7 protein-coding genes are annotated in these 16,263 nt (G+C 73.4%); 1 reads left to right on the plus strand and 6 read right to left on the minus strand.

Annotation, left to right across the window (positions count from 1 at the left end; genetic code table 11):
* Positions 1-38: 38 nt before the first annotated feature.
* From QSK20_RS22160 to QSK20_RS22185, 6 genes are read right to left on the minus strand one after another with little or no spacing between them, the layout of a single operon-like run.
* Complete coding sequence (locus QSK20_RS22160) at positions 39-1,874, minus strand: hypothetical protein (RefSeq protein ID WP_285790517.1); 1,836 nt, start codon at positions 1,872-1,874, stop codon at positions 39-41.
* Positions 1,867-6,324: a DUF6603 domain-containing protein gene (locus tag QSK20_RS22165; RefSeq protein ID WP_285790518.1), complete on the minus strand. Its 4,458-nt coding sequence runs from the start codon at positions 6,322-6,324 to the stop codon at positions 1,867-1,869. The genes QSK20_RS22160 and QSK20_RS22165 overlap by 8 nt, the downstream gene beginning before the upstream one ends.
* The gene (locus QSK20_RS22170) at positions 6,321-7,667 is read right to left on the minus strand and encodes a ComEC/Rec2 family competence protein (protein WP_285790519.1); all 1,347 of its coding nucleotides are present in this window, start codon (positions 7,665-7,667) and stop codon (positions 6,321-6,323) included. The genes QSK20_RS22165 and QSK20_RS22170 overlap by 4 nt, the downstream gene beginning before the upstream one ends.
* A gap of 10 nt (positions 7,668-7,677) precedes the next feature.
* Positions 7,678-10,311 (minus strand): LamG domain-containing protein, encoded by a 2,634-nt coding sequence (locus tag QSK20_RS22175; protein ID WP_285790520.1) that lies wholly within the window; start codon positions 10,309-10,311, stop codon positions 7,678-7,680.
* Complete coding sequence (locus tag QSK20_RS22180) at positions 10,308-10,532, minus strand: hypothetical protein (protein WP_285790521.1); 225 nt, start codon at positions 10,530-10,532, stop codon at positions 10,308-10,310. Before QSK20_RS22180 ends, QSK20_RS22175 begins: the two co-directional genes overlap by 4 nt.
* Before the next feature lie 41 nt (positions 10,533-10,573).
* Complete coding sequence (locus QSK20_RS22185; protein WP_285790522.1) at positions 10,574-14,191, minus strand: hypothetical protein; 3,618 nt, start codon at positions 14,189-14,191, stop codon at positions 10,574-10,576.
* Positions 14,192-14,565: 374 nt separating this feature from the next.
* On the opposite strand from QSK20_RS22185, the gene QSK20_RS22190 reads away from it, so the two are divergent.
* The gene (locus tag QSK20_RS22190) at positions 14,566-15,993 is read left to right on the plus strand and encodes an Nramp family divalent metal transporter (protein ID WP_285790523.1); all 1,428 of its coding nucleotides are present in this window, start codon (positions 14,566-14,568) and stop codon (positions 15,991-15,993) included.
* Positions 15,994-16,263: the final 270 nt, after the last annotated feature.

A 16,263-nucleotide genomic window follows, 5' to 3' on the forward strand; every position in this document is an offset into this window, starting at 1 on the left:
CACCGCCCCGCCCCCGCAGCGAGGCCCCGGGCCGTCGGTCAGGGGCGCAGGAAGGTGACCCGTTCGGCGGTCTCGGTGAGCTGGAGAGCCAGGTCCCCCGAGTCCACCTCGGCCGCCGGCACCCCCAGGGAGCCGGCGATCGCGGCGGCCAACCCGGTCGGGGAGACCGTCCCCCGGGGCCCCAGGGGCAGGGGCCCGACCGGGTCGGGGACCCGCTCCGAGCCTCCCGGGGCCCGCAGGGTCCTGCCGAAGCTGCCGGGGGAGCGCAACTCCACCGCCAGGTGCTGGGCCTCCGGGGGCTGGTGCAGGTCCAGCCGGGCCAACTCCCCCTCGAAGAGGCAGAGCAGCACCTCCGGGCTCAGCCGGCGGGTCACCCAGGGGGTCAGGCGCGTGGTGCCGGCCCGGTCGGCGTACCCGTCGACGAGCAGCCCCGGGTAGCCCGACACCACCTGGGACCGGATCATGGCCCCGGTGAGGGTGGGGAACTCCAACGGCAGGGGAGCGGCGGCGTCCCGGGCCTCGTCGGCGGGGCCCAGCCGACCCACGCTGACCGCGCCGTCGACCAGGTGCCGGACCCAGGTCTGGTCCACCCCGAGGAACCGGATCGACTCGGCCGGCAGCAGCCCCTCGTCCGGCACCAGGTAGCCGAAGGGCACCCCCTCCAGCCGGGTCAGCCCGGCCAGCCAGGCCCGCACCCCCGCCGGGAGGGAGTCGTCGATCGGGGCCACCGCCAGGGGGTACCCGGCACCGAGGTCGTTGCGGGCGGCACGCAGGGTCCGGACGGCCCGCTGGTCCCGGCGGCGACGCCACCCGTACAGGGCGGTGGCGGTGTCCCCGCTGCCCAGGGCCAGCAGCCGGCCGAGCTGCCAGGCGGCGGCGTACCCCAGGTCGAACATGCCCAGCTCCGCGTCGAGACGCAGCAGGGCGTCCCCGGTCCGTACCGGGACCACCGGCCCCGCGTCCGTCGGACCGGGCGCCAGCGGCCCCCGGTACCAGCCGATGCTGCTCCCGCCCTGCCGGAGCCGGTGCCGGGCCGGCACGAACCCCGCACCGAGGTACCGGTCGGCGGCGGGCTGCCCGCTGGGGGGAAGCCGGAGGGCGGCCCCCTCCTCGGCGAGGTCCCGGACCAGGGTGGCGAAGGTGTGGTCGGCGCTCACCGAGGCGAACCGCCAACTCGTCAGGCTGACCAGCCGGACGGTGTCCCCGACCGGGGCGGGTCCCCGGTCGAGTACCCAGGACCCGTCGGTGGTCGGGGTGAACCGGTGCTCCAGGGAGACCAGGTGCACCACGCTGGTCATCCCGGCCGGCGGCAGCCGGGTGCCGACCACCACCGCCACGTCGGCCGGGTCGTCCCCCTCGGACCGGACGTGGGCCAGCAGGGGCAGGTCGGCGTAGCCGGGCAGCAGGTCGGCGAGGAGAGCGGCCGGGACGTCGATGACGGTGACCGGCTCCTGCGCCGACTCGTGGGACTCGGCGGCGACGGCGGCCGGCGGCAGCCAGGGGCCCGCCCCCACCTGCCCCAGGGGCACCGTCGAGACGGGAGGCGCCTCCTGCTCGGTGAAGAGCAGCAGCGCCAGCCAGGGCGGGGTCTGCGACCCGGCTCCCCCCGGGCTGCGTTCCCAGGGCAGGGTGGCGCGCTCCAGCACGATGTGCGGCAGCACGGTGGCGTGGTCCCCGACGCTCCCCTCGGGCGGGAAGACCGACCGGATGAGGGAGGGAGCCAGGCCGAACCGGTCCCCGGCGACGGTGAACCGGCGGGTCGTGGTGAAGTCAACCGGCTCCAGGCTGACCCGGTGGGTGAGGGTGACCCGGTATTCGCCGGCGGCCAGCACCGGGCGGTGCTCGTGGCGGAAGGTCACCTGGGACTCAGACATGCGCTGCCACCTGGGGGATCGCGTGGAACTGGGTGGTGTCGAAGCCGGCGGGGTCGACCACCGCCGAGGGGAGCAGGGCGGCGGCGACCGCGCTGCGGGTGGCGGCGACCCCCGGGTCGGCCATCGCCGTCCGGATCGTGGCGGCCCGCGCCGCCGGCCCGTCCGGTACGACCGCCCGTCCGGGCGGGGGTGCCAGGCTGAGCACCTCCCGGGTGTACAGGGGGGTGTCGGCCTGGAGGGCGGCCCGGTCCACCCAGACCGCCCGGGCCGGGGCGGGCGGGCGGGGGCGCAGCTCGTACCCGGTGACCAGGTCCTCCATCAGGGCCGGGTCGGTGACCTGGGGGGTGAGCCGGCCACCCCACATCGCGAAGGGCAGCCCCCGGCGGACCGGGGTGTAGTCGAACCGGTCCTCGACCGGCATCCCGTCGTGGGTGACCACGATCCGGTGGACGGCGGTGACGGTGCCGGGGGCCAGGTCGGCCGGGCCGATCCCGAACGTGGTCCGGCCCCCGCCGGTGGGCAGGGCCACCTCCCGCTCCGGGGCGCCCCGGACCGCCGTGCTGGCCGGGATGGCGCTGTTGGTCGTCACGACCAGGGTGGCCGGGTCGACGACCCCCAGCTCCTCGGGGGCGGCCCCGGGGGCGGTGCGGTGGGTGTCGGCCCGTACCGCCAGGCCGAGGATCCGGTCCCGGGGCGGCAGCAGGGTGTCCCGGAACCGGTCCCAGCTCACCGGCTCCGGCTTCGTCCCGCCGTTCGCGCCGAAGGCGATGCGTACCGTGACGATGCCCAGGTCGATGGCGGCGGTACCGCCGAAGTCCGGGCCCCACAACTGGACGTCCGCGCCGACCTGCACGTTGAGGGTTCGGGTGCCGAAGAGGCTGAAGGTGTACGACACTCCTATGCTGACGTGCAGGGACGCCTCGTAGTGGTACGGCTGCCAGGAGATCAGGAAGTCCATCGAGGCGTCGAACCCGGCCCGCAGGGAGTCGTCCTGCCACAGGGCGGTGACCCGGCCCCCGGCCATCAGCATGGTGGGGGTCAGCGCGAAGTACCCGGCCCCGGCGATGCTGAACTGCTTCGTGACCTGCCAGGCGAAGCCGAGCCGGGGCACCGTCGGGTAGTGGGCGGGTACCGGGAACTGGGGGTGGTAGCCCCCGGCGGTGAGGGCGAAGTCCCCGGTGTGCTCCCCGGTGAACCAGGTGGCGAAGGCGAACCCCCCGGTCAGGTGGCAGTCCGGGGAGAGCAGGTACGAGGCCCGGGTGAGCTGGGCCTCCACCGCCAGGTACCCGTCCTCGGGGACCAGGGTGGCCTTGATGGCGAGCTGGATCTGGGCGACCGGTTTGACCGGCCCCGCCCCCGCGTCCGGTGCGGGCAGCACCACCGTGGCCAGCCCCAGCACGTCCAGCTCGAACCGGTGCCCGAAGGCGGCGGCGACCAGCAGGAAGGCGTCCACCATCTCGAAGGAGTTGACCCGCAGCCCCACGGCGAGGAAGTAGTCCCCGACCGAGGGCGGCAAATAGTCGGCGAGGATCCGCAGCTCGTCGGCGAGGGTGGTGCCCGGGGGCGGCCCGGTGACCGCGTCGGCCACCAGGGGGAAGGTCGCCACCTGGTCGATGGCGGGGGCGACGAACCGCCGGTTGTACCCGAACCCGCCGGCCAGTCCCCGCACCGACAGCTCGGGCGGCCCGGCGTGCAGGCCGTTGAGGTAGGCGTAGGCGAACAGGGACGGCCCGGCGGGGAGCTGGACGTAGGCGCCGAGGGCCCCGACGGAGAAGGTCGGGGTCCGGACGCTCAGCCCCCCGCTGTACGCGGTGTAGCTGGCCCCCTCGTACTCGATGGTGTCCTTGCGCAGCGCCCCGTCGATGCGCAGCGGGACGGTGTCGTAGGCCACCCCGATCCCGGCCAGGTCGAAGGTGGGCATGGAGAGGGGGTCGGTGGTGGAGACCCCGATGGCGAGGCCGCTCAGGGAGAGGGTCAGCCCGGCCACGGTGACCGAGGCGTCCAGCAGCAGGGCGACCCGGGACTCCCGGCCGGGGGACTGCCGCCACGCCAGGCCGACCCGGGAGATGTGCAGGGGTCCGAAGGAACGCTGGACGGTGAGCCAGGTGGCGTCGTCGCCGGTCCGTACCGGCGCGGGGCCGCCGGTGGCCGGTGCCGGCGACACTCCCGGGGGGCCGCCGACCGGTACCGCCAGGGCCTGGGAGAAGGGGCCGAGCAGCAGGGTGGCGTCCACGGTGAACCCGGCGGCCAGGCCCCCGGTGGGCAGGGTGGTGCCGGCCGGGAGCAGGGCGGCGAGGGCGGTGGCCTCGGCCGCGGGCAGGGCGGTGGTGGCGGCGAGCAGCCGCAGGGGGTCCACGCCCATTTTGGTGCCCCGCAGCTGGTCCCCGACCACCGGGAGCCGACCCAGGTCCAGGGTGGCGGCGACCTCAACCCCGAAGAGGTAGCCGGTGCGGGTGCCGTTGCCGGTGAGGGCGAACAGGGCCTGACGCAGGTCCAGCCGGATCCCCTCCGGCACGTACGCGGCGGCGGTCGGGGAGATCGCCCCTACCAGGGCCTTCAGTTCGGGTACCGGGTCGTCGGGCAGGTGCCGGTAGGAGGCGGCGAAGCGGCGGGCGGTCGGGTCCTGGGCGAAGTGCAGCTCCAGGGTGGGGTGGAAGGTTCCCCCCTGCACCGGTACGACCAGGTCCAGGGTTCCGGCGACGGAGCGCTGGGCGGTGTCCACGGCCAGGGTGAGGGCCACCTCGGTGCCGTCGACCGGGAACCGGGCCCGCCCGGTGAGGAAGAGGCGTCCGGCCCCGGTGGAGATCCGGGCGGCCAGGTTGTCCACGGTGGACTCGGCCAGGGGAGCCGGCAGGGCCAGCCCGCCGAAACGGTCGGCCAGGTCGGCGAAGAGATGCCCGACGGGGATCTGCTGGTCGGGGGCGGTCTCCCCGGCGAACTCCCAACGCCGGTCGGGGGCCGGGTCGTAGGCGGCCTCGACCATCACCGCGATCCCGGCCAGCAGCAGCCCCGCCCGGGCGTGGAAGGTGGTGCCGGTGGCGTCGTGCAGCAGGTCGAAGCCGACCTGGGTGACCGCGACCTCCTCGGTGATCTGCCAGACGCCGTCGAGAACGATCTCGCCGTCGAAGGAGGCGGGCACGGTGGCCGAGGGCACCACGGCCCCGGCCTGGAACCGGGTGACCGTCAGGTCCGGGACGTGGTCGGGCTCGAAACCGGTGAAGTGCCGGTAGACCTCCCGGATGCGTAGGGGCGGGTCGCCCGTGCGCAGCCCTCCGCCGATCCGCCGGGTGACGGAGTCGGCGACCAGCTCCAGGGTGCCGTCCCGGCCGATCCCGAACAGGCCGCCGACCAGGACCGACACCTGGGCGGAGGGGCCGGGGGCGACCACCCGGACGGTCAGGTCGATCTGCTGGAGGGTGAGCAGCCCGGGGATCACCTCCCACTCCGCCTCGGTGTAGAGGGTCATGGTCAGGTAGTCGACCGGGTTGGCGGCGGTGGGGTTCACCGCGAGGGTGACCGCGCCCAGAGTGATCCCGGCCCCCGGGTCGATGCCGAAGGGCACCGGCAGGGTCTCCAGCCCGGCCAGGCCGGCGATGTCGGTCAGGGTCAACGGCCCCAGCTTGCGGAAGTCGGCGGTGAGGACCAGGTCCTCGCTCCAGGAGGCGAAGCGGGCGTCGATGGTGACCTCGTGGTCCTCGGTGACCCCGGCCATGCTGCCCGCCGACACCGGGATGCCCGCCGCGAGGATCAGCGCCCCCCGGACCCAGTGGTCGAGGGTGTGGTAGTTCAGGTCTGGCAGACCGAACAGCCCGTACCGCAGGTTGGTGAGGGTGAACAGCCCCAGGTCGAGGCGGGCGTCGGCGGGGCCGTACAGGGCCACGCTCGGCACCAGGGGAGTGGCCGGGGTGAGCCCGGGCGGGGCGAGGGAGACCATCGTGATCTCCCCGGAGACGGGGTGGTTCTCCCCGGGGAAGAGCAGCCCCACCAGTTCCATCCCGGGTCGGACCAGCAGGTTCCCCTCGAAGGTCATTGCGGTGGCGGTCGGGGCGGGCGGCTCTCCGCTCTCGGCGATCAGGTCGGTGTCCAGGCGCAGGACGGCCCCGCTGAACCGGAGGGTGTCCAGCAGGGTTCCGCGCAGGGGTGGGAAGGTGTCGGCCAGGGACCAGTCGGTGTCCGGCCGGACGATCACCTCCACCCGGCTCACGGTCTCGCCGGCCAGGGTGAACCGGAGGGTCACGTCGGCCCGGTCGAAGGGGGGCCCGGAACCGGTGCCCCCGATGGTGACCGGGCCGGGGACCTCGGCGCGTTCACAGCCGGTCAGCAGCAGCCGGCCGGTGGGCAGGAACCGGCCCAGGTAGGCCGCGGTCGCGGGATCGAGGGCGGAGAGCGGCAGGTCGAGTCGGCCGGAGGGCACCCCGGCCAGCAGGGTCTCCAGCGCCTCGGGGGTCATGCCCGCTCCCAGGTGATGTCGAGGTCGCCGTGGGATCCGGTGATGTAGACCGGGGCCTTGAAGGGGAACTGCACCGACCTCGCGGGATTCCAGTTCTCGGAATCCCAGGCCCACCCGGAGTGGGCCGGGTCCTTCTCCCGGCCGCTGTCGATGAACCGTTTGACGTAGCGCTCCACCACCGTCCGGGAGGGCAGGTGGTGGTTGGTCACCCCCACTTTCCCGGCGCTGATCAGGGCCCTTTCCTTCGGATCCACCAGGTTCACGAACTCCAGGGAGGAGGAGGTGCAGTTACTGCCGTGGTGGGCGATGTGGACGATGTCGACGTTCTTCAGCCGGGTCCGGTTCTGGGCGGCGTACAACCCCCGGCGCATGAGGTGGTGCTCGGTGCTGCGGGTCGAGTCCCCGCAGAGCAGCAGCTTCTTGCCGAAGACCTCCACCAGGAGCACCACGCTGCCCCGGTTCTTGCCCTTGTCCCCGTCCTTCTTGTAGTTGTTCACCACCCCGGAGGCCAGGATGGTCACCGTGCAGGCCGGGTCGGTCTCCGCCACGATCCGGATACCGCCCTGGACGTCGAGGCAGTCGATGTCGGTGGTGGTCGTCGCCGCCGGTACGGCGAGCCCGCCCAGGCTGATCTCGCCGGACACCTCGCCCCTGTTCAGTTTCTGGTCGGGGTCGACCGCGTTGTGGAGCACCTTCTTGATGAGGTGCTCGTGCGTGATGTGCCCCCGCACCCAGGTGGCGGCGGCACCGTACTCGGCGAACTCCCCGCTGTGGTAGACCCGGCCGACCTGGATCTTGTTGGGCTTGTCGGCGAGTACCGTGGCGAGCTGGTTGTAGTGGTCCTCGTCAGCGTGTGTGAAGATCAGGATGTCGATGAGCTGGGCCTTCGGGGTCGCCGACGGCGTGCCGAGGACGCCGGTGGTCTGCACCGGGCCGAGGAACTTCGGGTCCTCCAGGCAGTCCCGCACCCGCTTGGTGTAGACATCGACCTCGTCGTCCTCCACCTCCCGAGAGGTGGAGCCGCAGTCGATGAGGATCATCCGCCCACCCGGGGTGCTCAGGGCGATGCAGTCACCCTGCCCCACCTTGATCATGCGGGCGTAGAACTTCCGGTCCCCCCGAGTGCCGGGGGCCGACGGTGGCCGCCTTCTGACCTCGTCCTCCCAGAGTTTGTACACGGCTGCCGCCTCTCTCCGGCGCTGTGCCTCGTGCTCCTCCTCCAGCTTTTGCCGCTTCTTTTTGGACTCCTTGCGGCTCTTGTGGAGAATCGTCTCCCCGTCTCTCAGGCCGAGGTCGTAGTCGGCCGTCTTCCGCTTGCGCGTCGGAGGGTTCGGGTCGGTCATGGTGCGCTCCTCAGCTCGGGAAGGCGATCCGCCAGCGACCCTGGCTGACCCGTTCGCCCTTGCGCCGCCAGGTGAAGACGTGTCGGCGGTCGTTGTCGAAGGGGCTGAAGTCGGCGGCGTAGGCGAACTCGTCCTGCAGCACGTTGTAGAGGTCGAACTCCAGTTCCCCGGCGGCCAGCCGCAGCAGGGCCCGCAGCTCGTGAGCACCGATGGTGACCCCGTCCACGGTCAGGGCCTGGAAGGTTCCCCGGGCTGCCTGTACGTCGCTGAGGTCGTCGGAGGCGCCCTGCTTGAAGGCGAAGCCCTCGGGGCGGCCCTCGATGCGGTGCCAGAACTTGTGGGAGTGGTGGAAGCGGATGCTGGGGTGGACGTCCACCCCGTCCGGGGTCTGGTCCTGGAACAGCTCCAGGAACAGGACCCCGCCGCCGCTCTGGGCCTCCCGGCGGAGCTGGAGGTGGTCGGAGCCGGCGGTGAGCGTCGCCTGGCCGGCGGCGAGCCGGACGCCGTGCACCTCGTCGGCCTGGAGCCGGGGGGTGGTCACGGTGCCGGCCACCAGAGGCCCGGTCGTCACGGCGCTGGCGCTCAGAGCCCCGGTCGTCACGCCGGTCAGCTCGTCGGAGGCGCCCTGCTTGAACGCGAAGCCCTCGGGGCGGCCCTCGATGCGGTGCCAGAACTTGTGGGAGTGGTGGAAGCGGATGCTGGGGTAGACGTCCACCCCCGCCGGGGTCTGGTCCTGGAACAGCTCCAGGAACACCACGCCACCCCCGCTCTGGGCCTCCCGCCGCAGCTGCAGGTGCTCGGAGACCGCCTGCACGGTGAGCGGGGACGGGGGCGCGGTGGTGCCGATGCCGACCTTGTTGCCCAGCGGGTTGACGGCCAGCGGGGCGGAGCCGTGGGACTGGATCCAGGAGTACCCGGTGTCGTAGCCCAGCCGCAGGTTCGGCTGGTGGGTGGGGCCGACGATGACGCTGCCCCCGTTGGCGTCGCCGTTGTCGTCCACGATGTGCAGCCGGGCCTGCGGGGTGGCGGTGCCCAGCCCGGCGTTGCGGGCGGAGAAGACCAGGGGCGCCCGCTCTACCTCGGCGCTGAGCTGACCGTCCTGGAATCCGGGGAGGTTGCGGTAGGCCAGCACCACCGGGGCGTGACCGGGGTCCGGCAGCCCCTGTACCTCCTCCAGGGTCAGCTCCAGGCAGCCCCCGGGGGGCAGGGTCGTGTCCTGCTGGGGGACCAGGGTCCACTGGGCCCGGTCCGCCAGCATCTCCCGGTGGACCTGCCAGACCCCGGGAACCGACCCCCCGAGCCGGAGGGTGACCGTGCCGGCGGTACCGGCGGTGGTCAGGGCCCAGTCCCGGGACTCCCGGTCGCCCTGTACCTCGAAGGAGAGGACCAGTTCGGTGGGGGCGGTCCCGTCCGCCCCGGTCAGCGGCACCGGAATCTCCCGGGAGACGTTGGCCACCCGGACCCGCAGGTCACAGGGGGTCCGTCCGTCGCTGAGCACCCGGTCCCCGCCGACGAAACCCAGGTGCAGGGGTACGTCGGGCCGACCCCGGTGGTTGACGATCTCCAACACCTGGTGCCGGGCCCCGGTCAGCTCGCTCGGCTCCCCGCTGTACCCCATGCGTCGGTAGCCCAGCTCCACCCGGCTGCCCCGGGTGCCACCCACCCCGTCGGCCCGCAGCCCGGTCAGGGGCAGGTCGAGGGTGGCCCCGGCCGGCAGGGTCAGCCCCTCCGGCCCGCGCAGCCAGCCGGTGGACCCGGTGAACGACAGCTCCCACCCCGGCACCTCAAGAGCCGGGCGGGAATCGGCGGCCAGCACCCCCGGGCGGAAGGCCACCGCGAGGTGGTGGCTCTCCGGACCGGCGGGTCCGGAGGTCGACCAGAGGGCCAGGTCCTGGCGGGAGGAGTTGGTGACCCGCAGGGTGAGGGTCTGCCCCGCCGGGGCGTCGTCGATGTAGAGCACCGGCTGGTCGTCGACGTTGACCAGCTCGAAGGAGAGCGGGTGGGTACGGACGAAGGTGGCGAGCAGGGCCTCGTCGCCGGCCATGTCCCGCTGGATCTCGGCCACCGACCGGGGAGCGTCGTACACCCGCAGGTGGGCTGCGGCGAGGGCGAGGTGGGAGCTGACGGAGTTGGGGTCCCGGCCCAGCACGAACCTCTCCCCGCTCGGCTGGGTGGGCCCCGGCATCGCGTCCTCGGCCACCACCACCCCGTCGAGCAGGATCCGGGCGGTGCTGTCCTGGCTGGTCACCGCCAGGTGGTGCCACCGGTCGAAGGTGAACGTCCCCGGGGCGGTCTCCTGCTGGAAGGGCCCGTGCACCGTCAGAACCTGGTACCCGATCCGACCGTCGTCGACGAGGAAGAGCACGAAGTGGCCCCACTGGCCGAAGACGACGGCCTTCGAGCCCGACGGCATCGGGGGCACCCGCACCCAGGCCATGCTGGTGACCGGCTGGGGCACGCCCGAGGTGCTGACCACCGCGTCGGAGCCCCCGTCCAGGGCCAGGCAACTGCCGAACCGGTCGTCGGCGCGGACCCGCGGGGAACCCTCGATCTCCCCGGTGGCCGGGGCGGCGGGGGAGCCGGTGACCAGGGGGCCGTGGGCCAGGTCGTCGAGCTGCCAGTGCAGCAGCAGCGCGGCGCTCATGCCGGGGAGCCCGGGACGACGGGGGAGCCCGGGACGACCGGGGCGGCACCGGAGCCGGTCGGTCGGGTGCCGGCCGGGCCCCCCTCCGGGTGGAGCTGGGCCCCGGCCTGCTGACCGATGGACTCGATCAGTTCGTACACACGGACGTAGGGCATCTGACCCAGGGCCTCCAGGATCGTGTTCGTCTGGTCGAGGGTGAGGGTGAGGGTGATCGGCGGCATTGCTCGCATCCTTGATCCGGTCAGGTGACCGGGGTGGTGGCTCATCGGGTGGGGATGGTCGGGGTGGGCAGCGCGAGCCAGCCCTCCCGCAGGGTCAGGTCGGTGGGGAACCCCGGGTTCGGGGCGGGGGGATCCTCGGTCTCGGTCCAGACGGCACCCGCCCGCTCGCGCCAGGTCCACCGACGACCCGGCTCGGTGGCGGGCAGCACCAGCCCGACCTCGGCCGCGTCGGTCAGCACCGGGGCGGCGAGGAAGCCGGTCTCCAGGCGGGCCAGGGCGTCGTGGTGGTGGGCGGGGTCCAGCCGCACCGAGGCGGTGGGCAGGATGCCGGTGGTGGCGTGCAGGGCCCCGGCCGGCTCCAGGAGCACCGTCAGGGTCTCCTCGGGCAGGCCGAAGGCGAGCCGTAGCGGGGAGTCGGTGCCGGCGGCGGCCATGGTGGGCACGTCGTGGTACTCGGTGCCGAGGCTCCCGTCGGGCTCGTGCCGCCAGTAGCCCAGCACCCCGTCGGTGAGCCGCCCGTACGCCCCCAGCCGGACCGGGAACCGCACCAGCGGGAAGCCGTTGGTCTCCCGGCCGGTACGCCCCAGATCCTGCCGGAACACGTTCCAGTCCTGGTGGATCGCGGGAGGGCCGAGCAGCTCCAGCCCGAGGGTCAGGCGTAACACCGCGATCGGTCGGCCGGTGAGCCGGGACCGGACCTGGTGACCGCCCTCCCCCTCCTCGTCCACCGCATCCAGGGCGTCGAGCAGGGAACCGAGCAGCGCTCCGAGCCGGTCGGCCCCGTACCCCCGCAGCCGGTCGACGACGGCCCGCAGCCCGGGGTTGGCGATCTGCTCCACGGCGGGCACCCCGCCGGTGGGGGCGGCCAGCCAACGGGCCAGGGCCGGGCGGTCCGGGTCCGGGTCGGGAAGGAGGCTGCCCAGCCACTCCCCGCCGGCGGCGTGCACCCGCAGCCCGTCGTCGAGCAGGTCGGGCAGGAGCCACCCGCAGACCGGGGAGGACTCCACCAGGCCGCTGACCGGCCGGTCCGGGCGCTCGGCGTCGAGCAGCCGCAGCCGCAGGCGGGCCGGCTGGGCCACCCGGGGCGGCAGGGCGATCCAGCCCGGCCGGTCCGGTACCCGCAGCCGGGTGGTGGCGGCGGGCTGGTCGACCGAGAGGTCGTGCCCGACCCCGAAGGAGTCCACCACCCGCAGCCGCAGCAGTCGCAGGCAGCCGGCCCGCAGGGGGTTGAAGTCGGCCAGGGGCACCGGGGCCTGTCGGTTCTGTTCCCCGACCCGGTCCCGCACCCGCTCGGCGAGGAGCTGCCCGGAGGGGAAACCGAGCGGGTCGAGGATGGGAAGCTGGCGGGTCAGCCGGCGCATCAGCAGGGCGTCGTTGAACCCGCCCAGGCTCTGGGCCAGGTTGCTTCCCTCGTGCGCGGCCAGGTGGGCGTACGCGGCGGCGAGGGTGCCGAGCCGGGGGTCGGCCGACTGGTCGGCACACCAGGCGAGCAGGGTCACGGGATCCCCGGTCACCTGCTCCGGGGTGAGGGGCGCCAGCCCGGCGGTCGCGCGTTCCTCGTTGTATCGGGCCAGGGGGCCGCCCGCGAGGTACCGCAGGATCCGGGCCGAGAGGAGCGGACGGGTGGCGGTGGAGAGCACGGTGCTGCCGCTGTAGGTCACCGCCGCCCGTTCGGTCAGCCGGTGCCCGGGGCGGGTCGCCAGCTCGGCCTCCCCGGCCGGGAGCCGGTAGTTGAGGCGGACCACCTCGGGGTCGTAGTTCCGGTCGGTGGGGTCGAGGTTGGTCCCGAGGGCGGCCGGCAGGAACTCCACCTCCCAGTGCAGCAGCAGGGGATGCCAGGGCTGGCCGGCCCAGCGGCGCAGCGCCGGGTGGGGTTCGGTCAGGCCGGCGAGGACCGTGTCCAGCAGGTCGCCGGCCGCGGCGACACCCTCGGCGTCGGTCAGGTCCCCGGCCGCCCCGGGGGCCTCCACCACCAGGCAGGGCAACAGGCCCTCGGGGTGCTCGTCGTCGCTTCCGTACCGGTCCGATCCGGTGGCCTCGGCGCCGGTGAGCAGCACCACCGGCTCGTTGGGCACCTGGTAGGAGTCGTCGGGGAGCTGCTGGAGCCGGTAGCCGGCCCCCTCCGGCAGCTCCGCGTTGACCCGGGCCACCACCGCCTGCACCGCCTCCCGGGCCGCCGCCAGCCGGTGGGCCAGGGTGTCGCCCCGCCCGGTCGGGGGGAACTCCCCGGTCTCGGCGAGCAGGGCGTCCAGGGCCGCCATCTCCCGTTGCAGGTAGGCGGCCACCAGATCCGGGTCGGGGTAGTCCGTCCGGTTCTCCGGGGGCGGGTAGGCGCAGGTCAGGTACCGGTGCCAGTCGGCGAAGAGACGCTGCCGCAGCCCGTCGGCCTGGGCCTGGGCCCCGTCGTGGGCGGCCTGGGCCGTGTTCAGGGCGACCAGCAGGTCACCCAGCTCGGGCGGTAGGTCGGCCAGCTCCCGGGCGGGGGCGGCCCCCACCGGGGCGGGACGGGCGAGACCGGCTGAGCCGGCGAGGCCGGCGGCGGCGACCAGGGCCGCCGGGTCGGTGCCGGGGACGGCGTCCTGGGGCCGGACCGTCCAGCGGGTCCCGGCGGCGACCGGGGTGAAGGCGGCGGTGTGCCGGGCCTCGGCGAGCCGCTCCGGCAGGTCCAGGGTGGCGGTCTCCAGGCGGTCGGCGAGGTCGATCGCCTCCAGGAGCTGTTCCATCTCGTCGGCGCTCACGCCGGGCAGCTCCGCCCCCAGGTGGGCGGCGAGCGCCTCGGTGGCGCTGTCGGCGAGGTAGACCCCGGTCTCGGTGGTCCGGGTGTCGGGCAGGGACAGTTTCCCCTCCGGGTCCAGGGTCAGCCGTCCGAAGCAGACCATCCGCTCCGGGGCCGCCCCGTCAGGCACGGCCCAACCCAGCTCGTCGGCCACCCGCTGCGTCCAGGTGCCGGTACCCGGCCGGGCCAGGGTGGCGGTCAGTTCGTCCAGCGCGGGGGAGGAGTACCAGCCGAGCAGGTCGTACCGGGTACCGGCCGGTCGCCGGGTGCCCGACTGGGGGTCGAAGAACCCGAAGACGCTTGCCGAGTTGGGGTAGAAGGCGGCGAAGGTGGGCTCCCCGTACCCGAGGGCGGTCAGCCGGGCCACCCGGTCGGTCTCCGCCCCCGGCCAGGCCCCCAGGGGCAGGACCCGCCCGAGCCGACGCCAGGGGCGACCCGAGGGGCCCGGGGGGTCGGCGGGGGAGAGGGGGTAGGCCACCGAGGCGGACGACCCGTCGGTGAGGGCGTCGCTCTCCACCACCCACCGGGCCCGCCGGCCGTCGGGGTCGGTGCGGGTGACCAGCCACCGGTCGGGTACCCGGGGCGGCTGCGCCGCGGCCTCCCGCCCCCGGCCGAGGACGCCCTCCTGCGGGCTGTGGACCAGGCGGGTCAGTGCGTCCGGCAGGGCCCAGTGCAGGTGGACCCCGGCCTGGAGGGTGAGTTCCTCCTCGAAGGGGGCGGGGAGGATCCCGTCGCTGAGGAAGGGCTGGTCGGGGTGGACGTCCCGTCCGGTGACCGGGTCGCGGTAGGGCAGTCGGGTGAAGTCGGCGACCGGGCCGGCGACGGTCCGCTGGGCCGGGAGCCACAGTGCGTCGATTCGGACGGGTACGGCGAGCAGACGCATGGAGGCTCTCTCTGGGATGGACGATCAGCGCGGCCCACCCTACAAACCGGACCGGATCTTGAGCCTCCACAAACTCGACAGTGGACTTGCACGGTGCGCCGTAGCGCTGACGGCCCCCCATGGTGTAGGACCGACTTCGGCGATCTGTTCAGATATCGGCAACGATAATTGCAATCTGCCCGTAGGTCCGGTCTGCTCCGGTTACCTCGCCCCAGGTCAGGGGATCAGACACCGCAGGCCTCCACGCCTCGGGCCCATCCCGGAGGGGAGCCGCCGGTCGGCTACGGGCTCCATCGGCCGGGAGCCGTCCGGCTCGGCGGGTTTCGGTGCGGCGGCGGCGTGGGTACCGGGGCCCCACCCCCCTGGAGGCTCCGATGACGCAGACCGCCGCCGACCGATTCCCGACCCGACACGTGCCCGGACCCGCCGTCCGGGACCTGCCCCCGCCGCCCCGGTCGACCTGGAAGATCATCGGACCGGGGGTGATCGCCGCCGGGGTCGGCCTCGCGTCGGGTGAGTTCATCCTGTATCCGTACATCGCCTCGCAGGTGGGGTTGGTCTTCCTCTGGGCCGCGGCCGTCGGGCTGGTCACCCAGTGGTTCCTGAACATGGAGATCGAGCGGTACACGCTGGCGACCGGGGAGACCGCGCTGACCGGGTTCTCCCGGTTCTGGCGGCACTGGGGCCTGGTCTTCGCGGTCATGACGTACTTCGCCAACCTCTGGCCCGGCTGGGCGTCCAGCTCGGCCACCATGGTCACGTACCTCTTCGGCGGCGGGAACGTCACCTGGATCGCCGTCGGCATGCTGCTCGCCATCGGGCTGACCCTCACCCTGGCCCCGGTGGTCTACACCGCGCTCGAGCGGGTGGAGTTCCTGAAGGTCGGCCTGGTCGTGTTCTTCGTGGTGGTGGCGGTGGTCTTCGCCATCTCCGCCGACGCCTGGGGCGAGTTGCCCCGTACGGTCACCGCGCCGGACTTCCCGGTCGAGCTGGGGTTCGCGCTGATGCTCTCCGCGCTGGTCTTCGCCGGGGCCGGCGGCGGCCAGAACCTGGTGCAGAGCAACTGGATCAGGGACAAGGGCTTCGGTATGGGCGCGTACGTCCCCCGCCTGGTCAGCCCGGTCACCGGCCGCAAGGAGGCGGCGTCGGACGTGACAGGTTTCGTGTTCGAGCCGACCGAGGAGAACCTGCGCCGGTGGCGCCGGTGGTGGCGGCTGGCCAACCGGGAGCAGCTGGTCACCTTCGTGCTGATCTCCTTCGTCACCATCACGTTGATGTCGATGCTGGCCTACTCCACCGTGTACGGAGAGCCGGGACTGGCCAACAGCGTGGACTTCCTGGCGGTGGAGGGGGAGCGGCTGCAGGAGCTGGTCGGCGGTTGGTTCGGCATCCTGTTCTGGCTGATCGGGGCGATCTCGCTGTTCGCCGCCGCGATGGGCATCGTGGACTACACCAGCCGGCTCGCCGCCGACGTGCTCGCCACCTCGTACCTGCGTCGGGCCTCGGAGAGCCGGATCTACTTCTTCCTGGTCTGGGGCCTGGTCGGGCTGGGCTGCGCGATCCTGCTCGCCGGCTTCGCCCAACCACTGCTGCTGCTGGTCATCTCGGCCTGCGTCGGCGGACTGATGATGTTCATCTACGCCATCCTGCTGCTGGTGGTCAACCGTAAGGTGCTGCCGGAGCAGATCCGTCCGCGCGGCTACCGGGTGGCGGCCCTGGTGTGGGCGGTGGCGCTGTTCGGCGTGTTCTCCGTCCTCACCATCTGGCAGCAGGGCGGAAAGCTGATCGACTGGTTGAGCTGAGCCGCCCCGCTCCAGGTGGGCGCCGTCGCCCCGACCAGGGCCCGGCGTCCACCGTACGGGTGATCGCTTTCCGGGTCCGTGTAACGGTAAGGAGACGAGCACCGTCCGAAGTCGAGGGACACACAGGACGGATCGGCGAGAGCCGTCCTGTCGAGGGGCGGACAGCCTCTTTCGCTACGCTGCGTGACAGGTTCGTTGCGTCTGTCGAGCCTGTGTCCGACTCGAAAAATTTCCGGCTCTCTATTGCCTCCCTCCGTTTGCGCAGGTCAA

It is taken from the genome of Micromonospora sp. NBRC 101691 (genome assembly GCF_030269285.1).
Taxonomy (GTDB): Bacteria; Actinomycetota; Actinomycetes; order Mycobacteriales; family Micromonosporaceae; genus Micromonospora; species Micromonospora echinospora.